This window comes from Kluyvera genomosp. 1 (genome assembly GCF_001266615.1).
Classification (GTDB): Bacteria; Pseudomonadota; Gammaproteobacteria; order Enterobacterales; family Enterobacteriaceae; genus Kluyvera; species Kluyvera cryocrescens_A.
In genome coordinates, this window is record NZ_LGHZ01000003.1 from 16,112 (window position 1) to 36,486 (window position 20,375).

At 54.2% G+C, this 20,375-nt stretch carries 18 protein-coding genes and 1 riboswitch; of the genes, 10 read left to right on the plus strand and 8 right to left on the minus strand.

Features of this window, described 5'->3' with window-relative positions; translation table 11 throughout:
• Positions 1-14: 14 nt before the first annotated feature.
• Positions 15-938 (minus strand): sugar-binding transcriptional regulator, encoded by a 924-nt coding sequence (locus KP80_RS01475; protein ID WP_052281806.1) that lies wholly within the window; start codon positions 936-938, stop codon positions 15-17.
• Between the two features lie 219 nt (positions 939-1,157).
• Between KP80_RS01475 and rluF the strand changes: the two genes are divergently transcribed.
• Positions 1,158-2,030, plus strand: coding sequence for a 23S rRNA pseudouridine(2604) synthase RluF (rluF, locus tag KP80_RS01480; RefSeq protein ID WP_052281807.1), 873 nt, complete (start codon positions 1,158-1,160; stop codon positions 2,028-2,030).
• On the opposite strand, the gene KP80_RS01485 is transcribed toward rluF, so the two are convergent.
• The 3 genes from KP80_RS01485 to lysC form a co-directional block, all read right to left on the minus strand.
• Positions 2,027-2,299, minus strand: a complete 273-nt coding sequence (locus tag KP80_RS01485) for a DUF3811 domain-containing protein (RefSeq protein ID WP_052281808.1) — start codon at positions 2,297-2,299, stop codon at positions 2,027-2,029. The two genes, rluF and KP80_RS01485, sit on opposite strands and share 4 nt — an antisense overlap.
• 100 nt (positions 2,300-2,399) lie before the next feature.
• On the minus strand, positions 2,400-3,326 hold the full coding sequence (gene panS, locus KP80_RS01490) for a ketopantoate/pantoate/pantothenate transporter PanS (protein WP_052281809.1): 927 nt from the start codon (positions 3,324-3,326) through the stop codon (positions 2,400-2,402).
• Between the two features lie 248 nt (positions 3,327-3,574).
• Entirely contained in the window at positions 3,575-4,924 is a 1,350-nt protein-coding gene (lysC, locus tag KP80_RS01495) for a lysine-sensitive aspartokinase 3 (protein WP_052281810.1), read from the minus strand.
• A 114-nt stretch (positions 4,925-5,038) separates the two neighbouring features.
• Positions 5,039-5,236: riboswitch (Lysine riboswitch) on the minus strand.
• Between the two features lie 244 nt (positions 5,237-5,480).
• Between lysC and pgi the strand changes: the two genes are divergently transcribed.
• The 5 genes from pgi (at position 5,481) to KP80_RS01520 (ending at position 11,243) form a co-directional block, all read left to right on the plus strand.
• Complete coding sequence (gene pgi, locus KP80_RS01500) at positions 5,481-7,130, plus strand: glucose-6-phosphate isomerase (RefSeq protein WP_052281811.1); 1,650 nt, start codon at positions 5,481-5,483, stop codon at positions 7,128-7,130.
• A 337-nt stretch (positions 7,131-7,467) separates the two neighbouring features.
• Entirely contained in the window at positions 7,468-7,713 is a 246-nt protein-coding gene (gene yjbE / locus KP80_RS01505) for an exopolysaccharide production protein YjbE (protein WP_052281812.1), read from the plus strand.
• Positions 7,714-7,774: 61 nt separating this feature from the next.
• Positions 7,775-8,413, plus strand: a complete 639-nt coding sequence (locus KP80_RS01510) for a YjbF family lipoprotein (RefSeq protein ID WP_052281813.1) — start codon at positions 7,775-7,777, stop codon at positions 8,411-8,413.
• Positions 8,410-9,147, plus strand: coding sequence for a capsule biosynthesis GfcC D2 domain-containing protein (locus KP80_RS01515; protein WP_052281814.1), 738 nt, complete (start codon positions 8,410-8,412; stop codon positions 9,145-9,147). The genes KP80_RS01510 and KP80_RS01515 overlap by 4 nt, the downstream gene beginning before the upstream one ends.
• The gene (locus KP80_RS01520) at positions 9,147-11,243 is read left to right on the plus strand and encodes a YjbH domain-containing protein (protein WP_052281815.1); all 2,097 of its coding nucleotides are present in this window, start codon (positions 9,147-9,149) and stop codon (positions 11,241-11,243) included. The genes KP80_RS01515 and KP80_RS01520 overlap by 1 nt, the downstream gene beginning before the upstream one ends.
• Before the next feature lie 49 nt (positions 11,244-11,292).
• Here the strand turns inward: KP80_RS01520 and KP80_RS01525 are convergent, their stop codons facing one another.
• The gene (locus tag KP80_RS01525; RefSeq protein WP_052281816.1) at positions 11,293-11,748 is read right to left on the minus strand and encodes an acyltransferase; all 456 of its coding nucleotides are present in this window, start codon (positions 11,746-11,748) and stop codon (positions 11,293-11,295) included.
• A 282-nt stretch (positions 11,749-12,030) separates the two neighbouring features.
• Between KP80_RS01525 and psiE the strand changes: the two genes are divergently transcribed.
• The gene (gene psiE / locus KP80_RS01530) at positions 12,031-12,441 is read left to right on the plus strand and encodes a phosphate-starvation-inducible protein PsiE (protein ID WP_052281817.1); all 411 of its coding nucleotides are present in this window, start codon (positions 12,031-12,033) and stop codon (positions 12,439-12,441) included.
• 110 nt (positions 12,442-12,551) lie between these two features.
• Here the strand turns inward: psiE and malG are convergent, their stop codons facing one another.
• The 3 genes from malG to malE form a co-directional block, all read right to left on the minus strand.
• Positions 12,552-13,442 carry a maltose ABC transporter permease MalG gene (malG, locus tag KP80_RS01535; protein WP_052281818.1) on the minus strand — a complete coding sequence of 297 codons (891 nt, stop codon included), beginning with the start codon at positions 13,440-13,442 and terminating at the stop codon, positions 12,552-12,554.
• A gap of 47 nt (positions 13,443-13,489) precedes the next feature.
• On the minus strand, positions 13,490-15,034 hold the full coding sequence (gene malF / locus KP80_RS01540; protein WP_052281819.1) for a maltose ABC transporter permease MalF: 1,545 nt from the start codon (positions 15,032-15,034) through the stop codon (positions 13,490-13,492).
• 123 nt (positions 15,035-15,157) lie between these two features.
• A complete protein-coding gene (gene malE / locus KP80_RS01545; RefSeq protein ID WP_052281820.1) occupies positions 15,158-16,348 on the minus strand; it encodes a maltose/maltodextrin ABC transporter substrate-binding protein MalE in 1,191 nt (396 codons plus the stop codon).
• A 370-nt stretch (positions 16,349-16,718) separates the two neighbouring features.
• Here malE and malK point away from each other — a divergent pair, with 370 nt between their 5' ends.
• From malK to malM, 3 genes are all read left to right on the plus strand, one after another.
• Positions 16,719-17,828, plus strand: a complete 1,110-nt coding sequence (malK, locus tag KP80_RS01550; RefSeq protein WP_052281821.1) for a maltose/maltodextrin ABC transporter ATP-binding protein MalK — start codon at positions 16,719-16,721, stop codon at positions 17,826-17,828.
• A gap of 102 nt (positions 17,829-17,930) precedes the next feature.
• Positions 17,931-19,274, plus strand: coding sequence for a maltoporin (locus tag KP80_RS01555; protein ID WP_052281822.1), 1,344 nt, complete (start codon positions 17,931-17,933; stop codon positions 19,272-19,274).
• A gap of 114 nt (positions 19,275-19,388) precedes the next feature.
• The gene (gene malM / locus KP80_RS01560) at positions 19,389-20,327 is read left to right on the plus strand and encodes a maltose operon protein MalM (protein WP_052281823.1); all 939 of its coding nucleotides are present in this window, start codon (positions 19,389-19,391) and stop codon (positions 20,325-20,327) included.
• Positions 20,328-20,375: the final 48 nt, after the last annotated feature.

Genomic DNA, 20,375 nt, shown 5'->3' on the forward strand with positions numbered 1-20,375 from the left:
GTCCTCTTCTTGTATTACTGCACTAAATATTCAGCGGTGGCCCGGTCGGTGACCAGGCTGTTGATGTGTTTACCGCGCAGCGCGCCGAGCAGAGCTACATATTTTTCCTCACCGTAGGCAATCCCGATGGCGTAACGGGCCTTGCGTAACGTGGCCAGCTCAATGGCCAGCGTCTTTTCCTGCATTGCGGTATGGACGGCCTGCCCTTGGCTATCAAAGAAACGTGAACAGATATCACCGGCTACCTGGCGGGCGACCAGGTCGTCGCTTTGCTCATTACCGTAGAAAGCCTGCCAGTTTTCGCCGTGGCGGATAGCCGGGGAGCCAATACCAACCAGCGCGATATCCAACCGCTGCCAGTATTCAGCTATGGTTTTGAAGTGCTGGGATTGCATAATGCCGTTGCGAATCGTGGCGTTATCCAGCAACGCGGGAAAATCAGCGAGATGTGATTCTGCCTTTAACCGGATTGCCGCGCTGTAGGTGAGAGTGTTGACGTGAAAACGGCTGGGCAGCTTGCCCGCAGGCCCGCCAACCACTGGCACGCACACCAGACGGTGAGGTTGGCTGGCTTGCGACAGTTGCTCAACCAGCGCACTGACGCCGCGCCCCCAGCCAAACCCAATGACCATTTCGGGCGACAGCAGCCTTTCCATCAGCTGAGCGCCGTACAGCCCGGCCTCGCTTTCCTGCGGTGCCACCACGGCTTCTTTCAGGTCATATTTCAGTTTGAGCTGCTGTTCTAGCCACAGGCTGTCGTTGTAGTCATAGTTAATGGCAATATTAACAATGCCCAGCTCACGGCCGCGTTTTAACAAACGGCTGATGGTGGTGCGGTAAATCCCCAGAGTCTGGGCGATCTGCGCCTGCGTCATCTCCTGCTCGTAATAAAGCTGGGCTATTTTCACGATCAGACGAATATCGTCACTGTTTTCCATCGCGGTGGCGGGCTCCTGCACATATGTGCAAAACATAAAAAGTGATTCTCGATCTGGTATAACGCCATCACAAAGCGAGTTCAAGACTCTTTTACGTGTGAAAGGAAGCGATGATTTTGCACGTTTGTGCAAAGGCCGCAGGATATTGACACTGATTTCCGGCAGACTCTTTTTCCTCACCGCCAAGGTGAGGTATATTTCGCTTTTACAGGAGAATTTATGCTGCCAGACTCATCAACCCGATTAAATAAATACATCAGCGAAAGCGGAATTTGCTCGCGCCGCGAGGCCGATCGCTATATCGAACAAGGCAATGTGTTCCTTAACGGCAAGCGCGCCACGATTGGCGACCAGGTGAAGCCGGGCGATGTGGTGAAGGTAAACGGTCAGTTGATTGAGCCGCGCGAAGCGGATGATTTAGTGCTGATTGCGCTAAACAAACCTGTCGGCATTGTCAGCACCACTGAAGATGGCGAACGCGACAACATTGTTGATTTCGTTAACCACAGCAAACGTATCTTCCCGATTGGCCGTCTGGACAAAGACTCGCAGGGTCTGATTTTCCTCACCAACCACGGCGATCTGGTGAACAAAATTCTGCGTGCCGGCAACGATCACGAAAAAGAGTATCTGGTGACGGTGGATAAGCCGGTAACCGATGAGTTTGTTCGTGGGATGGGCGCGGGCGTGCCGATTCTCGGGACGGTCACCAAGAAATGTAAGGTGAAGAAAGAGGCGCCGTTTGTCTTCCGTATTACCCTGGTCCAGGGCCTGAACCGCCAAATTCGTCGTATGTGCGAACACTTTGGTTTTGAAGTCACCAAGCTTGAACGTACGCGTATCATGAACGTCAGCCTGACGGGCATTCCGCTGGGCGAGTGGCGCGATCTGACCGATGACGAGCTTATCGATCTCTTCAAGTTGATTGAGGGGTCTTCGTCGGAAGCCAAGCCAAAGCCAAAGGCCAAGCCGAAAACGGCGGGTATTAAGCGTCCGGTGGTGAAGATGGAAAAAACCAGCGAAAAACCTGCGCGCCCGGCGTCGAACGGTAAACGCTTCGTTTCACCGGGGCGTAAAAAGAAAGGGCGTTAACGTCTACCGCGTGTCGGCGTGTTCGCCGACCACGAAAATGAACTTTCGGTATCCGGTTTATAAGCCTGCTTTTTCTTCAACTGGCGGGCTTTTTTCGCTTCGGCTTCTCGTTCTACCATCAGCTTATCGATGTACTCCTTTTTCACGCTGTTTGTCTCTGCGTTGGTCAGCAGGCGGCCATGCGCGATGCGCGCACGGTCTAGCAGCGTTTTCAGTTCACGCTGTTCGCGCTCGGTCATCTCTTTTTGCGTAATGCGGGGGAGTGCCATAGGGTGCCCTCTATCGGATGGTTTATCCAGTGTACGGCAAAGGCGTGGTAATCTGACAGGGAATTATCGCCCGTTCGTGACGTCCCGAACGGGCTGCGCGTTATTTACGCTTTTTATTCTCGATAGGTTTGCCGGACCAGTAACCGGCGAGCAGAGAGCCGGACAGATTATGCCAGACCGAGAACAGCGCACCAGGCAGTGCCGCTAGCGGCCCAAAGTAAATCTTGCCTAAGGCTGCAGCCAGTCCCGAGTTCTGCATGCCGACTTCAATCGCCAGCGTACGGCAGGTAGATTCGTCAAAGCCGAACAGACGCCCACCCCAGTAGCCACCGAGCAGACCGATGGTGTTATGCAGAATTACCGCAATGATCACCACAAAACCCACTGACGCGATATGCGATGCGGAACCGGCCACCACGGCGCTGATGATCGCCAGAATACACACCATCGAGAACGCCGGTAGGTAGGGTTCAACGGCCTTCACCACGCGCGGGAATAGGTGATGAATCACCAGACCTAGCGCAATGGGGATCACCACAATTTGCAAAATACTCAGCAGCATACCCATCACATCGACCTGAATATGAGCGTCGACGTACAGACGGGTGAGCAGTGGCGTAGCAATTACGCCAACCAGCGTGGAGACAGAGGAGATGGTGACAGATAGCGCAACATCGCCCTTCGCCAGATAGATCATTACGTTAGATGCCGTACCGCTGGCGACGCTGCCGACTAGCACCATCCCCGCGGACAGTTCTGGCGGCATATGGAACGCCAGCGCCAGCAGCCATGCGGCGAGTGGCATCACCAGATAGTGCAGAAAAATCCCCGCCGCGACCGGTGCCGGGCGTGACAGAACACGTTTAAAGTCATCCACCTTCAGGTGCACACCCATGCCAAACATAATCAGCATCAGCAGCGAGGGTACCAGTGGACCAATCGGCGTGAAGGTCGACGGTGTGAAGTAGGCAATAATAGAGAGTAGCAGCGCCCATAATGGGAACAGCCGGGTGAGAACGGCGAGCATGTTGTATTCCTTGCGATTTATACACTTCATCCTTCAGGTTGCCTCTGCGTTGGCTGCGCGCTCTCGCCCCAGCCATGGGCATCACCAGAGGCCAGCCTTTGGCCGGTCAAATTCATTTCTGACGAATTTGTCGCTCGCTTGCTGCCGTGATTCAACTTGAAAGATTTTGTGTGTATTGATGTTGTGTTGTTATAAAAAAAGCCGGGTTCGAGCCCGGCTATAGTTATTGTTTATCGCGTGATGGAATATTATTCAAACAAATTATGGTGAAGTTTCTGCACTACCTGCTCGGCTTCCGCGCCTGGCACCAGGAAACACAGGTTATGGCTGGATGCGCCGTAGCAAATCATGCGGATGTTGAATGGTTCCAGTACGCCAAACACCTCTTTGCCCACGCCACAGGCTTTGGACAGATCGTTGCCAATCAGCGCGACTAGCGCCAGATTCTCTTCCACTTCAACGCGGCACAGCGCTGACAGTTCCATCAGCAGGGACTGCGTGAGCAGCGTGTCGCCGGTGGAGGTAGAACCGGTGGTATCCAGCGTTAACGCCACGCTCACTTCCGAGGTGGTAATCAAATCAACCGAGATATTGTGACGTGCCAGAATTCCGAACACTTCAGCAAGGAAGCCGCGGGAGTGCAGCATATTCAGGCTGTGCAGGGTCAGTAGCGTTTGCTTGCGGCGCAGCGCCAGCGCGCGGAACAGCGGCGGGTTAGCGGTTTCATTGCACACCAGCGTGCCGCCGGCTTTTGGATCTTTACTGGAGCCGACGAAGACGGGAATGTCGCTGCGTACGGCAGGCAGCAGCGTGGCTGGGTGCAGCACTTTCGCGCCGAAGGTCGCCAGTTCAGCGGCCTCTTCAAAAGCAATTTCATCAATACGTTTTGCGGCAGGTACGACCCGCGGGTCGGTGGTGTAGATGCCCGGTACGTCGGTCCAGATGTCTACGCGCGTGGCGTGCAGCGCTTCGCCAAGCAGAGCGGCGGTGTAGTCGCTACCGCCACGGCCCAGCGTGGTGGTGCGGCCTTTGCTTTCGCTACCGATAAAGCCCTGGGTGATTATCAGACCTTCGCTCAGGCGCGGTGCTAGTAGCTGGGTTGCCAGCTCTGACAGCGCGGCAACGTCCGGCTCGGCGCGGCCGAATCGATCGCTGGTGCGCATCACTTTACGCACGTCAAACCACTGCGCCTGAACGTTACGTTCACGCAGGATTTCTACAAACAGCAGGGTCGACATCAGTTCGCCGTGGCTGACCAGATCGTCGGTCAGTGCGGTAGACGTTTCGCTCGCAGCCGCTTCCGCCAGAGTCGCCAGATTTTCCAGCAGGCGTTCGATTTCATCGCGGATCACCGCCGGGTTGGAGAGGCGTTCAAGTACGGCATATTGAATCGCGCGAATCGCATCCAGCTTGGCCTGGCGCTCGCTGGCCTCCAGACCCTCCGCCAGGGCAACCAGCAGATTGGTGACGCCCGCAGAAGCAGACAGCACTACAACGCGCACGCTGGCGTCGGAAAGCACCACGTCGGCGCTGCGGTTCATAGCATCAAAATCGGCTACGCTGGTTCCGCCAAATTTGGCGACTACTAATGCTGTCATATTAACCTCGTGTCAGGGGAGGGCTGGCTTATCTCAGTCAGTCCAAATTATTCAGCCTTGGCATAAGGGAAGAGCGAAAGACGGGTGGGCGCAGAGCGATAAACAACTACGATTTCACCCAGAAGTGCTCCACCACTTGTGAAACGGACGACTGCGAACGTTTCTGGTGACAACCCAGGGGATTCAGCCCCTGTAGCCGATGATGAACGTAACCGGTAGTTCAGTCATCTCGGCGTTGCTCCCCTTCAGGTGTTTTCACAGGACTGGTTCCTCTAACACCGTTTACCTGGGCAACGCGCCTCTTCTGGCCTGCGCGTGCGCAGGTAGTACATTTATAAATAAAGGGTTAGCGGGTAGGTTGTCAACGCTGGGGTTATGCGGATTTTTCATGCAGCCGTGGCCCGTAGTAATGAGGCTTATAAAGACGATATTTTTGTCTGTTTTGTACACGATTTTGCCATCCGAAGGGGCGATAACATTAAAACCATCACAATTTTTTGTGACTGGCGCTACAATCGAGGACAGTTACGATTTTTAAATCAGAAGGGTATTGCTAATGAAAAACATCAACCCAACGCAGACCGCTGCGTGGCAGGCACTACAGAAACACTTCGATGAAATGAAGGACGTTACCATTGCGGAACTATTCGCCAAAGATGGTGACCGTTTTGCTAAGTTTTCCGCGACCTTCGGCGATCAGATGCTGGTCGACTTCTCCAAAAACCGTATCACTGAAGAGACGCTGGCGAAGCTTCTGGATCTGGCTAAAGAGACCGATCTGAGCGGTGCGATTAAGTCCATGTTCTCGGGCGAAAAGATCAACCGTACCGAAGATCGTGCCGTGCTGCACGTTGCGCTGCGTAACCGTAGCAATACCCCGATTGTGGTTGATGGCAAAGACGTGATGCCAGAAGTGAACGCCGTGCTGGAGAAGATGAAATCCTTCTCCGAAGCGATCATCTCCGGCCAGTGGAAAGGCTATACCGGTAAAGCGATCACCGACGTGGTGAACATCGGTATCGGCGGCTCCGACCTGGGTCCATTCATGGTGACCGAAGCGCTGCGTCCGTACAAAAACCATCTCAATATGCACTTCGTTTCTAACGTCGATGGTACCCACATCGCTGAAACGCTCAAGACGCTGAACCCAGAAACAACCCTGTTCCTGGTGGCTTCCAAAACCTTTACCACTCAGGAAACCATGACCAACGCCCACAGCGCGCGTGATTGGTTCCTGGCAAGCGCGGGTGACCAGAAGCACGTGGCGAAACACTTCGCGGCGCTGTCCACCAACGGTAAATCCGTTGCTGAGTTCGGTATCGATACGGCCAACATGTTTGAATTCTGGGACTGGGTTGGCGGCCGCTACTCTCTGTGGTCCGCGATCGGCCTGTCGATCATCCTGTCCGTCGGCTTTGATAACTTTGTCCAGCTGCTGTCCGGCGCTCACGCGATGGACCAACATTTCTCCACCACCCCGGCTGAGAAAAACCTGCCGGTACTGCTGGCGCTGATCGGCATCTGGTACAACAATTTTTACGGCACCGAAACTGAAGCGATTCTGCCGTACGATCAGTACATGCACCGCTTTGCTGCGTACTTCCAGCAGGGCAACATGGAGTCCAACGGTAAGTACGTTGACCGTAACGGCAACAAAGTGGCGCACCAGACTGGCCCAATCATCTGGGGCGAGCCGGGCACTAACGGCCAGCACGCGTTCTATCAGCTGATTCACCAGGGCACCAAAGTGGTTCCGTGCGATTTCATCGCTCCGGCTATCACCCATAACCCGCTGACTGACCACCATCCGAAACTGCTGTCTAACTTCTTCGCGCAGACCGAAGCGCTGGCGTTCGGCAAATCTCGCGAAGTGGTTGAACAGGAATACCGTGACCAGGGTAAAGATCCGTCCACGCTGGACTACGTGGTACCGTTCAAAGTGTTCGAAGGCAACCGTCCGACCAACTCCATCCTGCTGCGTGAAATCACGCCTTACAGCCTGGGTGCATTGATCGCACTGTACGAACACAAAATCTTCACTCAGGGCGCTATCCTGAACATCTTCACTTTCGACCAATGGGGCGTAGAGCTGGGCAAACAGCTGGCTAACCGCATCCTGCCGGAGCTGAATGATGATAAAGCGATCGATAGCCATGACAGCTCAACCAACGGTTTGATTAACCGTTATAAGTCCTGGCGCGCGTAAGGTTATATATTTTCAATGCCGGCTTGATGCCGGCATTTTTTTTGTCAGATAATTCTGCTTATTCCTGAATTTTGCCTAATATTGGCGTTGAGTATAATCCTAAATATCCATTCAACTTACCTTCTCTTTCAGATAAACCGTATATTGCTATTTTTGTGTGTGTAATTAACCTTCTGTTTTTAAATATCATATTTATTTCTTATTATCGTTTTTACTTATTATCCTAAAATCTTCCCGTCCATTTTCCCTGCGCCAAATATATTCATTTGGTTGTGTATACTCGATGACGCCTGAATATTTCGGGTATATCTCCATTCATCTAATGAAGGGAATACATATGAAGAAAATCCTCTATGGCATTTTTGCCATTTCGGCGTTTGCTGCGGCAAGCGTCAGCGCGGCACCGATTGAAACCGGTGAAGCGGCTGGCGTCGCAGCAACGTCCGTGTCTGCCGGGAGTTCAACCGCCACCAGCGCCAGCACCGCAAGCTCTGCTGTCGGTATGGCGCTGGCAGCGGCTGGCGGTGACGGTTCCAACACGGGAACCACCACCACCACCAGCACGACAACCAGTACCCAGTAATTAAAGGTACGTTAATTCTAACCACACTTCGGTGTGGTTATTTCGCCCCTGGAGAAGCGTCGTGAAGCGACTTTTTATCCCTCTTTTCTGCCTGCTGCTTCAGGCGTGTTCACCCAGCACCAAGGGGCTGGGGCACTCGCTTTGGGAGAGCGTCTGGGGTTCGCCTGGCGTACACCTGACCGACGACGATATCCAGAATATGCCGTATGCCAGCCAATATATGCAGCTCAACGGTGGGCCGCAGATTTTTGTGGTGCTGGCGTTCTCGGAAAACGGTCAACAAAAATGGCTAACCCAGGACCGGGCGATGCTGGTGACCCAGCATGGGCGTCTGGTGAAAACCCAACTTACGGGCGACAACCTGCTGACGGTAAATAACCTCAATAACGATCCGCTGGCTCACGCTAATCAGATTACCGACGGTGCCACCTGGACGCGAACGATGGGCTGGACTGAGCATCAGCAGGTGCGCTATGCCACGGCAACATCCACCTTCCGCTGGGACGGTAGCGATACGTTGACCATGGCGGGAACCCACACGGCCGTTCGCGTGCTGGAAGAAGAGGTGAGCACTTCTCAAGCCCACTGGCGCAACCGCTATTGGGTGGATAGTGAAGGGCAGATCCGCCAATCACAGCAGTTCCTTGGCGCGGGCACTTTCCCGGTCAACACCACCCTCATCAAGGCGGCAAAATCATGAAAAAAACGCGTATTGCTGCCGCTGCGTTGAGTCTAATTTCTGCCGCTGCACTGGCCGCGGGAACCGTTGAGGTCCACCAGGCGGGCGTGGCGAAGCCACTGACCTTAACCAATGCTGAACGGCTGGCGGATTTAGTCGGGCAACCACGGCTGGCAGAAAGCTGGTGGCCGGGTGCGGTTATCGCCACCCCGCAGGCCACGGAAAAAGCCACGCGTGAACATCAGACCCTATTGGCACAGTTAAGCGCGTTGGCGGCAGACGAAGGCGGCAGTGCGGCGGCAGCGATAAACGCGCTGCGCCATCAGCTGCAGGCAATCCCGGTCACCGGGCGTCTGCTGGTGCCGCTCGACCCGGATACCGTGCGTGTGCACAGCAAAAATAACCCGCCGCTGCAGGGTAATTACACGCTTTGGCTGGGGCGCGAACCCTCGACGGTTACGCTGGTTGGGCTGGTGGATAAACCGGGAACCATCGCCTTCACGCCGGGGAAAGATGTCGCGGAATATCTTGACGGTATCAATCTGCTCAGCGGTGCGGACCGCAGCTATGCCTGGGTGATTTATCCAGATGGACGCACGCAGAAAGCACCGGTAGCTTATTGGAATAAACGCCATATCGAACCGATGCCTGGCAGTACTCTTTTTGTCGGCTTTGCTGACTCGTTGTGGACGAATAAATATGAGGCGCTCAATGCCGCCATTCTTCGCTCCTTGTCGCAGCGGAGACCTGAATAATGAAAAAAACCTGTCTTTATAGCCTGCTGGCCTTGTCGGTGAGCGCGGCCTGCCATGCAGAAACCTATCCTGCCCCCATCGGCCCGTCGCAGTCGGATTTCGGTGGCGTCGGCCTGCTGCAAACCCCAACGGCGCGCATGGCGCGTGAGGGCGAGTTCAGCGCTAACTATCGTAATAATGACCAGTACCGTTATTACTCCGCTTCGGCTCAACTTTTTCCATGGCTGGAAACCACGCTGCGCTACACCGACGTGCGGACCAAAAACTACAGTAGCGTAGAGTCGTTTTCAGGCTCACAAACCTATAAAGACAAAGCCTTCGATGTGAAGCTACGCCTGTGGGAAGAAAGCTACTGGCTGCCGCAGGTAGCGGTCGGGGCGCGTGATATCGGCGGTACCGGGCTGTTTGACTCCGAATATGTTGTCGCCAGTAAAGCCTGGGGGCCGTTCGATTTCTCCCTCGGTTTAGGCTGGGGGTATCTGGGGACCAGCGGTAACGCCACCAACCCGTTTTGTTCGTACAGCGATAAATATTGCTACCGCGATAACAGCTATCGTAAAGCGGGTTCGGTCGATGGCAGCCAAATGTTCCACGGCCCCGCGGCGTGGTTTGGCGGTATTGAATACCAGACACCGTGGCAGCCGCTGCGCCTGAAGCTGGAATACGAAGGAAACAACTATCAACAGGACTTTGCCGGCAAGATTGAGCAAAGGAGCAAGTTTAACGTCGGCGCCATTTATCGCGTCACCGACTGGGCCGACGTGAACCTGAGCTATGAACGCGGTAACACCGTGATGTTTGGTTTTACCCTGCGTACCAACTTTAACGATCTGCGGCCGTCTTATAACGACAACGCGCGGCCGACTTATCGTCCGCAGCCGCAGGACACTATTCTCCAGCACTCCGTGGTGGCCAATCAGCTGACCATGCTGAAATACAATGCCGGATTTGCTGCACCGAATATGCAGGTGAAAGGCGATACGCTGTACGTGACGGGCGAGCAGGTGAAGTACCGCGACTCTCGTGAAGGGATCGAACGCGCCAATCGGATCGTGATGAACGATCTTCCCGATGGGATCCGCACGATCCGTATTACCGAGACTCGTCTTAACCTGCCGGAAGTGACCACCGAAACGGATGTGGCGAGCCTTAAACGTCATCTGGAAGGTGAGCCGTTAGGTCAAGAAACGCCGCTGGTACAAAAACGGATGGCGCCGGTAGTGCCGGAGAAAACCGAGCAGGGTTGGTATATCGATAAATCGCGCTTCGATTTCCATCTCGACCCGGTGCTGAGCCAGTCTATCGGCGGACCGGAAAGCTTCTATATGTATCAGGTTGGCGTGATGGGTACCGCAGATTGGTGGGTTACCGACCACCTGCTGACCAGCGGCAGCGTGTTTGCCAACATCGCCAACAACTACGATAAGTTTAACTATACCAATCCACCGGACGACTCGGCGCTGCCGCGTGTGCGTACGCACATTCGTGAATACGTTGAGAACGATGTCTATGTAAATAACCTGCAGGCCAACTACTTCCAGTATCTGGGGAATGATTTCTATGGCCAGGTTTACGGCGGCTATCTGGAAACCATGTACGGTGGTGCAGGCGCGGAAATGCTCTATCGTCCGGTCGACAGCAACTGGGCCTTTGGCCTGAACGCTAACTACGTGAAGCAGCGTGACTGGCGCAGCGCGCAGGACATGATGAAGTTCACCGACTACAGCGTTAAAACCGGGCATCTCACCGCTTACTGGACACCGTCATTCGCTCAGGACGTGCTGGTGAAAGCCAGCGTCGGTCAGTATTTGGCGGGAGATAAAGGCGGCACGCTGGATATCTCGAAGCACTTTGACAGCGGTATCGTTGTGGGGGCTTATGCCACCATCACCAACGTGTCGGCGGATGAATACGGGGAAGGGGAATTTACCAAAGGGGTTTATGTGAATATCCCGATGGATCTCTTCACCTCTGGGCCAACTCGTAGCCGGGCTTCCGTTGGTTGGACGCCGCTGACGCGTGACGGTGGCCAAATGTTGGGACGTAAGTTTGAGCTTTACAGCATGACCGGCGATAAGAGCCAGAACTTCCGCTGATGGACGAATCTCCGTAGCAGGCCGATAACCAAGCCTGCTACGGGGTCAGCTAGAGGTGGCGCAGCAGACGTGCCGGGTTCCCGGCATAAACCCCTTTTTCCGTTATCGAGCGGGTGACAACGCTGCCTGCGCCAATCACTACACCGTCGCAGATCGTCACCGCCAGTATGGTTGCCCCACTGCCGATAGAGACATTATCACCGACAGTAATTCGTCCCCAATTGTCGCGGTCGGCGTCGGGTTTCCCCTCGCGAAACATATCGTTCGCAAACATCACACCGTGGCCAATAAAGCAGTGGCTGCCGATAGTGACGTATTCACAGATAAAGCTGTGCGATTGGATTTTGCTGTCGTCGCCAATCCAGCTATTACCCTGAATTTCCACGAAGGGCCCGACAAACACGTTGTTGCCCAGCGTGCAGTCATAAAGATTACTTGGCTCGTAGATAACGACATTGTCACCGCGGGTGACGTTGCGGATCGCGGCCTGACGGAAAGCGCTCATCTTATTCCCTCAACGAAGTCTTTCAGAATAGCCAGCGTACTTTTCAAAAGGGAAAAGGGAAAGGCCTTATCGTGATGTTTCAGGGCGTTGAATATCGGTAAAGTGCCAGGCATTGAAGACCGCTGGCGCTTTACCTCTCATGTCCGGCTTAACCATCAGGAATGCCATTCACGCCAGGTATACGGTCCAACGTGGGCATGATGTCGATGAGATAAAAAACTAGATCTAGATCACACTTCTGCGCTATACAAAGATCTCGGCCCAGCGAAAGAGGTGTTAGCTATGACGTCGCTATCTCGTCCACGCGTAGAGTTTATCTCCACCGTTCTGCAGACCGTGTTGAACTTAGGCTTGCTCAGCCTTGGCCTGATTTTAGTGGTCTTTCTCGGTAAAGAGACGGTCCATCTGGCGGACGTGCTGTTCGCGCCGGAAAGCACCAGCAAGTATGCGCTGGTGGAAGGGCTGGTGGTCTATTTTCTCTATTTCGAATTTATCGCGCTGATTGTGAAGTACTTCCAGTCAGGCTTTCATTTCCCGCTACGCTACTTCGTCTATATCGGTATCACCGCAATTGTGCGGCTGATTATTGTCGATCATAAATCACCTTTAGACGTGCTGATTTACTCCGCCGCGATTTTGCTGCTGGTGATTACGCTGTGGCTGTGTAATTCGAAGCGCTTAAAACGCGAGTAGATGTCTCTCGGCGATAGTCAAAAAAAAGGGCGCTCCGGAGAGCGCCAAACAGTCACAAGTTAGGGTTCTTGCAAGTTGAGGATGATAACAGTGGCATTTAACGATGAAACTTAGCCCTTCACGCCGCCGGCCGTAAGGCCGTTTACCAGCCAACGCTGCGCGAGCAGGAAGACCACGGTAATAGGGATGGCGGAAAGAACTGCCGCTGCGGCAAAGTCGCCCCACAGATAGTTTTGTGGGTTGAGGTATTGCTGCATACCTACGGCCAGGGTGTAGCTGTTCACATCACGCAGCAGGAGTGATGCAACCGGTACTTCGGTGATAGCGGCGATAAACGACAGGATAAACACCACCGCCAGAATCGGTACGGAGAGCGGCAGCAGCACCAGGCGGAACGCCTGCCACGGGGTTGCGCCATCCAGCGCAGCCGCTTCTTCCAGAGAGTTATCAATGGTTTCGAAGTAACCTTTAATCGTCCACACGTGCAGCGCAATGCCGCCGAGATAGGCGAAGATGACCCCGCCGTGGGTGTTCAGCCCGATAAACGGAATGTACTGTCCCAAGCGGTCAAACAAGGCGTACAGCGCAACCAGTGACAGCACTGCCGGGAACATCTGGAAAATCAACATCCCTTTCAGCAGCGTCGCTTTACCCGGGAAGCGCATACGAGCAAAAGCGTAGGCGCAGGTGGTGGAGAGCGTCACGATACCAATCGCGGTGATGCCGGCGATTTTCACCGAGTTCCACAGCCATAGCAGCACCGGGAACGGTGGCGGCGTCACGCGGCCATCCGCGTGCTCAACACTGAAGCCCAGCGCCAGTTTCCAGTGCTCCCAGGAAATATTTTCCGGGATCAGGCTCCCCGTCGCGAAGTTACCTTCACGCAGGGAAATCGCGATAACCATCAGCAGCGGGAACATTATCGCCGCAATGAAAATCAGCAGCATAAGGTGCGTGGTGAAGAGACGCAGTTTCTGAGATTTCGGTTGTACCATAGCCATAATTTCTTTACTCCTTGGCAGCGCCAATGACGCCTGGCCGTTCAGGCTTAATCAAACTTCATCCGCGTGGCTTTCAGGTTCACTATCGCGAGCGCACCGACCAGCAGGAAGATAAGTGTCGCAATCGCGGCTGCCAGACCGAAGTCCTGGCCACCGCCACCTTCAAAGGCGATACGGTAGGTATAGCTGACCAGCAGGTCGGTATAACCGGCCGGCGTAGTGGTGCCGAGACGGTCCGGGCCACCGTTGGTCAACAGCTGAATCAGGACGAAGTTGTTAAAGTTAAAGGCGAAGCTGGCGATCATCAGCGGCGTCAGCGGCTTAATCAGCAGCGGGAACGTAATCTTGAAGAAGTTCTGGAACGGCCCCGCGCCATCCATTGCCGATGCTTCGTACAGGTCGTCCGGAATCGCCTTCAGCAGGCCCATGCACAGGATCATCATGTACGGATAGCCAAGCCAGGTGTTGACAATAACAATCATCGAACGCGCGGTAGTGGGGTCGCTGAACCAGGCCGGTTTGATACCGAACAGCGCGCTCAGCATCATGTTGATTTCACCAAAGCTTTGGTTGAACAACCCTTTGAAAATCAGAATCGAAATAAACGACGGTACGGCGTACGGCAGAATCAGCAGTACACGGTAGATGGCTTTGCCTTTCAGCGATTCCCACTGGACGAGGCAGGCCAGAATCATGCCGACCGCCACGGTCAGAATCACCGTCAGGACAGAGAAGACCACCGTCCAGACAAAGATGGCGAAGAACGGCTTCTTGATACCTTCATCGGTAAAGACGCGAGTGAAGTTATCCCAACCAATGCTCACGGTGTAACCCGGGCTCAGCTTCTCGCTACCCCAGCTGCCGTCGGCGTTGATGGTCTGATAGAAACCAATTTCACCGTTAGGGCGGTATTTGATGCCGGTTTGGTTGTTCGTCAGCATGCCGTCATCGGCCAGCGTATAAAGCGGCTGAGTGCCGGAGAACTGACGCAGTGAGCTCATGGTCACTTTGCTTTCATCCGGCAGAACCGCGGTCAATTGGTTAAGTGCCTGACGATTTTGGGTGATGACGCGTAAGGCCGCGCGCTCGCCGGTTGGCAGGGCGTCGGTTTCTTTCAACTGCAGCTTTTGCTCACCGCCGAATTTAAAGGCGTCTGAGAGATAGTTTTTACCACTTTCGCCGTCGGTGAGGGTCAGCTGCCACTCATCACCTGCCGGATACAGACCGAAGTTGTAGGTTTTACCTGCTTGATAGGAACGGTCCATCAGCACTTCCTGAGCGCGTTCAAACGTCAGCTGGTTGGTGCTGCTGTAGTTGGTAAAGGCGATGGCGATAGTACAAACCAGTGGAAACAGAACGAACAGCCCCATTCCCGCCATGCCAGGGTAAACGTAGCGCCAGGCGTAGGTTTTACGATTGGCAAAAATGTACAGGCCCGCTGAACTTAAAATCAGCGTCATGATGGCAAACAGATATTCCCCTTGTGCATACATTAAAACAACAAGGTAACCCACCAGCAGGCCAAGCAGACCAACCACTGACCATTTCAGCGTGTCGCTTTGCCACCAATGTTTCTTTTTAATGACATCCATGGGGATCTTCCTCTACAACGATTGATCTTTTTTCCCTCTCCTTGAGAGAAGGCCGGGGTGAGAGGGGATTTTCAACCCGATTCCCACCCTAACCCTCTCCCCAACGGAGAGGGGATAAAAGCATTACTTGGTGATACGACCCTGTGCATCTTTCAGCGCAGCATCGACGGTCTGACGGCCGCTTGCAGCGTTGATCACTGCGGTACGAACGGCATACCAGAATGCAGACATCTGTGGGATGTTCGGCATGATTTCGCCTTTCTGGGCGTTATCCATGGTGGCAGCGATACGTGGGTCTTTCGCTAACTGATCCTGGAAGGATTTCAGCGCAACGGCGCCCAGCGGTTTGTCCTTGTTCACTTCATCCAGACCCTGATCGGTCAGCAGGTAGTTTTCGAGGAACTCTTTTGCCAGCTCTTTGTTCGGGCTCGCGGCGTTGATACCGGCGCTCAGAACACCAACAAACGGTTTAGACGGCTTGCCTTTGAAGGTTGGCAGCAGCGCGACGCCGTAGTTCACCTTGCTCTTATCGATGTTGGACCATGCCCACGGACCGTTGATGGTCATCGCAGTATCGCCTTTGTTAAAGGCCGCTTCAGCGATGGAGTAATCGGTATCCGCGTTCATGTGTTTGTTTTTGATAAGGTCTACCAGGAAAGTCAGACCCGCTTTCGCGCCAGCGTTGTCCACGCCGACGTCTTTCACGTCGTACTTGCCGTTTTCAAACTTGAATGCATAACCGCCGTCGGCAGCAATCAGTGGCCAGGTGAAGTACGGTTCTTGCAGGTTGAACATCAGCGCCGACTTGCCTTTCGCCTTCAGCGTTTTATCCAGTGCAGGAATTTCTTCCCAGGTCTTCGGTGGGTTAGGAACGAGGTCTTTGTTGTAAATCAGCGACAGCGCTTCCACCGCGATTGGGTACGCAATCAGCTTGCCGTTGTAGCGTACGGCATCCCAGGTGAACGGATAGAGTTTGTCCTGGAACGCTTTGTCCGGAGTCACTTCAGCCAGCAGGCCAGACTGTGCGTAGCCGCCAAAGCGGTCGTGCGCCCAGAAGATGATGTCCGGGCCATCGCCAGTCGCGGCAACCTGCGGGAATTTCTCTTCCAGTTTGTCCGGGTGTTCAACGGTGACTTTGATACCGGTGTCTTTCTCGAATTTCTTACCTACCTCGGCAAGGCCGTTATAGCCTTTGTCGCCGTTAATCCAGATAACCAGTTTTCCCTCTTCGATTTTTGCCAGGGCAGAGGCGGAAAACATCATCGTGGTCAATGCGGACAGCGCGAGGATGCGAGCGCCAGTTTTGATTTTCATATATCCCGTCCTTTTTGGTGATGTACTCGTGGATACACAGAGGTGGTTTAACGTCGATGAGTTTCCTTTTTTAGCAACCCCTTTCCATCCTCCTGGAGTCTACGCCCTAGGGGGTATTTGTGTGATCCTGGTAACAAAATTCCCGGTTATGAGTTCCAGCGCACAAAAAAAAGCGCCGTTTTTTGCAAGCCCCATCACGATCTTCGTCCCGATGAGATGTCATCGGGGGCAGAGCTGAGCTTCTCATCCTCCCGCCTCCTCCCCCATAAAAAACCGGGGGGGTGGAGGATTCACCAAACTGATGGCTGTTGCATAGTCAGCCCATCTTGATTGTGTCTTTTGGTGACAAGTTGTAACGAGGGAGAAGGGCATGGCGAACGTACAGCTACGCAATGTAACGAAAGCCTGGGGCGATGTGGTGGTATCGAAAGATATCAACCTCGATATCCAGGAAGGGGAGTTCGTGGTGTTTGTCGGGCCATCGGGCTGCGGTAAATCGACGTTGCTGCGTATGATCGCGGGCCTCGAAACCATCACCAGCGGCGATCTGATGATCGGCGAAACCCGCATGAACGATATCCCACCGGCCGAGCGCGGCGTGGGCATGGTCTTCCAGTCCTATGCGCTGTATCCCCACCTTTCTGTCGCTGAAAACATGTCCTTCGGTCTGAAGCTGGCCGGTGCCAAAAAAGAAGTGATTAACCAGCGTGTGACTCAGGTCGCCGAAGTGCTGCAGCTGGCTCACCTGTTGGAACGTAAGCCGAAAGCGCTTTCCGGCGGTCAGCGTCAGCGTGTCGCCATTGGTCGTACGCTGGTGGCTGAGCCTCGCGTTTTCTTGCTGGATGAACCGCTTTCCAACCTGGATGCCGCGCTGCGCGTTCAGATGCGTATTGAAATTTCCCGCCTGCACAAACGTCTTGGCCGCACGATGATCTACGTGACCCACGATCAGGTTGAAGCGATGACGCTCGCCGACAAAATCGTGGTACTGGATGCCGGTCGCGTCGCGCAGGTAGGTAAACCGCTGGAGCTGTACCACTATCCGGCCGACCGCTTTGTCGCGGGCTTTATCGGCTCGCCGAAGATGAACTTCCTGCCGGTCAAAGTCACGGCTACGGCCATCGACCAGGTTCAGGTTGAACTGCCAAACCGCCAGCAAATCTGGTTACCGGTGGAGAGCAACAACGTCACCGTGGGAACCAATATGTCGCTGGGCATCCGTCCTGAACACCTGCTGCCTAGCCACATCGCCGATGTGACGCTGGAAGGCGTGGTGAACGTTGTTGAACAGCTTGGTCACGAAACACAAATTCATATCCAGATCCCCGCCATTCGTCAAAACCTGGTGTACCGCCAGAACGACGTGGTGTTGGTAGAAGAGGGTGCCACATTCGCCATCGGCTTGCCGCCAGAGCGTTGTCATCTGTTCCGTGAAGATGGCACCGCATGTCGTCGGCTGCATAAAGAACCCGGCGTTTAAGAGTCCCATAACAAAACAAGCATGAAGCCCTTACACCGCCAGCCATAAGGCGTTACCGGGTGGACTGTTAAAGAAAAGCAATGATCTCAGGAGATAGAATAGATGATTACTCTGCGCAAACTCCCCGTGGCGGTTGCCGTAGCAGCAGGCATTATGTCTGTTCAGGCAATGGCCGTAGATTTTCATGGCTACGCACGTTCCGGTATTGGCTGGACGGGTAGCGGTGGCGAACAACAGTGTTTCCAGGCAACCGGTGCTCAAAGTAAATACCGTCTGGGTAACGAATGTGAAACCTACGCCGAACTGAAATTAGGCCAGGAAGTGTGGAAAGAGGGCGATAAGAGCTTCTACTTCGACACTAACGTGGCTTACTCCGTTGCACAGCAGAATGACTGGGAAGCCACTGACCCAGCTTTCCGTGAAGCGAACGTCCAGGGTAAAAACCTGATTGATTGGCTGCCAGGTTCCACCATTTGGGCCGGTAAGCGCTTCTACCAGCGTCATGACGTTCACATGATCGACTTCTACTACTGGGATATTTCTGGTCCTGGTGCCGGTATCGAAAACGTCGATCTGGGCTTCGGTAAACTGTCTCTGGCAGCCACCCGTTCTCAGGAAGCTGGTGGTTCTTATGCCTTCAGCAGCCAGAATATTTATGACAGAACCAAAGACACCGCCAACGACGTATTCGACGTCCGTTTAGCCGGTCTGCAGACCAACCCGGACGGCGTTCTGGAACTGGGCGTTGACTACGGTCGTGCGAATACCACCGACGACTACAGCCTTGCAAACGGCGCGTCTAAAGATGGCTGGATGTTCACCGCTGAACATACCCAGAGCATGCTCAAAGGCTACAACAAGTTTGTGGTTCAGTACGCAACTGACTCTATGACCACTCAGGGCAAAGGTCTGAACCAGGGTTCTTATGGTTCATCCAGCGTCACTATTGATGGCGTGAACTATGCCAATAACGTAGTGAACAACAACGGCAGCCTGGTGCGTGTATTGGACCACGGTGCAATCTCTCTGGGTGACAAGTGGGACCTGATGTACGTCGGTATGTACCAGAATATCGACCTGGATAATAACCTGGGTACCGAATGGTACACCGTGGGTATTCGTCCAATGTACAAATGGACGCCAATCATGAGTACCCTGCTGGAAGTTGGCTACGACAACGTGAAATCTCAGCAGACTGGCGACCGCAACAACCAGTACAAAATCACCCTGGCACAGCAATGGCAGGCGGGCGACAGCATCTGGTCTCGTCCAGCGATCCGTGTCTTCGCAACCTATGCGAAGTGGGATGAAAACTGGGGCTATGCGAAAAACAGCAACGGCGATGCAACTCGCTATGCAGTAGCTAGCAACTCCAGCACTTCCAACACCAGCCGTGGCGACAGCGATGAGTTCTCCTTCGGTGCACAGATGGAAATCTGGTGGTAATTCAGTACTAGCCTGATGTAACAACCGACGAGGGGCGTAAGCCCCTCTGTTCCGTAAGGTTTAGCGCGCTATTGCCTGGCCACCGCTAGACTGACGATTTCTGAGGTCATCATAATGAAAATGAAAAAAAGTCTCGTTGCTCTGTGCTTATCCGCTGGATTGCTGGCGAGCGTCCCGGGCATCAGCCTCGCCGACGTCAACTATGTGCCGCAAAACACCAGCGCTGCGCCAACCATTCCAACTGCCGACCTGCAGCAGCTCACCTGGACGCCGGTCGATCAATCTAAAGTCCAGTCCACGCAGATTGCCGTGGGCGGGCAAACGCTTAATGTTCCGGGAATTACCGGTAAAGTCGTGGCCTATAGCGTGCCAGCTAATATTGGCGAACTGACGCTGACCCTGACCAGCGAAGTGAACAAACAAACCAACGTCTTTGCGCCGAATGTGTTGATTCTTGACCAGAATATGACCCCTTCTGCCTACTTCCCAGGCAGCTACTTCACCTACCAGGCGCCGGGCGTAATGAGCGCTGACCGTCTGGAAGGCGAAATGCGCCTGACGCCAGCGCTGGGCCAGCAAAAATTGTATGTTCTGGTCTTTACGACAGAAAAAGATCTCCAGCAGACCACCACGCTGCTGGATCCGGCAAAAGCTTATGCCAAAGGCATTGGCAACGCAGTACCGGATATTCCTGACCCAGTGGCGAAACACACCACCGATGGTCTGGTGAAGCTAAAAGTGAAAACCAACAGCAGCTCCAGCGTACTGGTTGGCCCGCTGTTCGGTTCTTCCGGCCCGGCGCCGGTAACCGTCGGTAACACTGCCGCTCCTGCTTATGCCGCGCCAGTGGCTGCCACCGCGGTTGCTCCGGCACCGGCTGCTAAAGCGGAACCGATGCTCAACGATACGGAAAGCTACTTCAACAACGGTATCAAACAGGCCGTGGCAAAAGGGGATATCGACAAGGCTCTGAAGTTGATGAATGAAGCTGAGCGCCTGGGTTCTAAATCTGCTCGTTCCACCTTTATCGGCGCTGTAAAAGGCAAGGGGTAAGTTCTCCCCACAGCGCCGATGTTTAGGCGAAGCCTTTCGGTGTGCCCT

What these genes read in the sequence shown, in the direction of transcription:
- KP80_RS01475 (WP_052281806.1), bottom strand. Translation starts at nt 938, where the DNA reads ATGGAAAACAGTGACGATATTCGTCTGATCGTGAAAATAGCCCAGCTT.
- rluF (WP_052281807.1), top strand. Translation starts at nt 1,158, where the DNA reads ATGCTGCCAGACTCATCAACCCGATTAAATAAATACATCAGCGAAAGC.
- KP80_RS01485 (WP_052281808.1), bottom strand. Translation starts at nt 2,299, where the DNA reads ATGGCACTCCCCCGCATTACGCAAAAAGAGATGACCGAGCGCGAACAG.
- panS (WP_052281809.1), bottom strand. Translation starts at nt 3,326, where the DNA reads ATGCTCGCCGTTCTCACCCGGCTGTTCCCATTATGGGCGCTGCTACTC.
- lysC (WP_052281810.1), bottom strand. Translation starts at nt 4,924, where the DNA reads ATGACAGCATTAGTAGTCGCCAAATTTGGCGGAACCAGCGTAGCCGAT.
- pgi (WP_052281811.1), top strand. Translation starts at nt 5,481, where the DNA reads ATGAAAAACATCAACCCAACGCAGACCGCTGCGTGGCAGGCACTACAG.
- yjbE (WP_052281812.1), top strand. Translation starts at nt 7,468, where the DNA reads ATGAAGAAAATCCTCTATGGCATTTTTGCCATTTCGGCGTTTGCTGCG.
- KP80_RS01515 (WP_052281814.1), top strand. Translation starts at nt 8,410, where the DNA reads ATGAAAAAAACGCGTATTGCTGCCGCTGCGTTGAGTCTAATTTCTGCC.
- KP80_RS01520 (WP_052281815.1), top strand. Translation starts at nt 9,147, where the DNA reads ATGAAAAAAACCTGTCTTTATAGCCTGCTGGCCTTGTCGGTGAGCGCG.
- KP80_RS01525 (WP_052281816.1), bottom strand. Translation starts at nt 11,748, where the DNA reads ATGAGCGCTTTCCGTCAGGCCGCGATCCGCAACGTCACCCGCGGTGAC.
- psiE (WP_052281817.1), top strand. Translation starts at nt 12,031, where the DNA reads ATGACGTCGCTATCTCGTCCACGCGTAGAGTTTATCTCCACCGTTCTG.
- malG (WP_052281818.1), bottom strand. Translation starts at nt 13,442, where the DNA reads ATGGCTATGGTACAACCGAAATCTCAGAAACTGCGTCTCTTCACCACG.
- malF (WP_052281819.1), bottom strand. Translation starts at nt 15,034, where the DNA reads ATGGATGTCATTAAAAAGAAACATTGGTGGCAAAGCGACACGCTGAAA.
- malE (WP_052281820.1), bottom strand. Translation starts at nt 16,348, where the DNA reads ATGAAAATCAAAACTGGCGCTCGCATCCTCGCGCTGTCCGCATTGACC.
- malK (WP_052281821.1), top strand. Translation starts at nt 16,719, where the DNA reads ATGGCGAACGTACAGCTACGCAATGTAACGAAAGCCTGGGGCGATGTG.
- KP80_RS01555 (WP_052281822.1), top strand. Translation starts at nt 17,931, where the DNA reads ATGATTACTCTGCGCAAACTCCCCGTGGCGGTTGCCGTAGCAGCAGGC.
- malM (WP_052281823.1), top strand. Translation starts at nt 19,389, where the DNA reads ATGAAAATGAAAAAAAGTCTCGTTGCTCTGTGCTTATCCGCTGGATTG.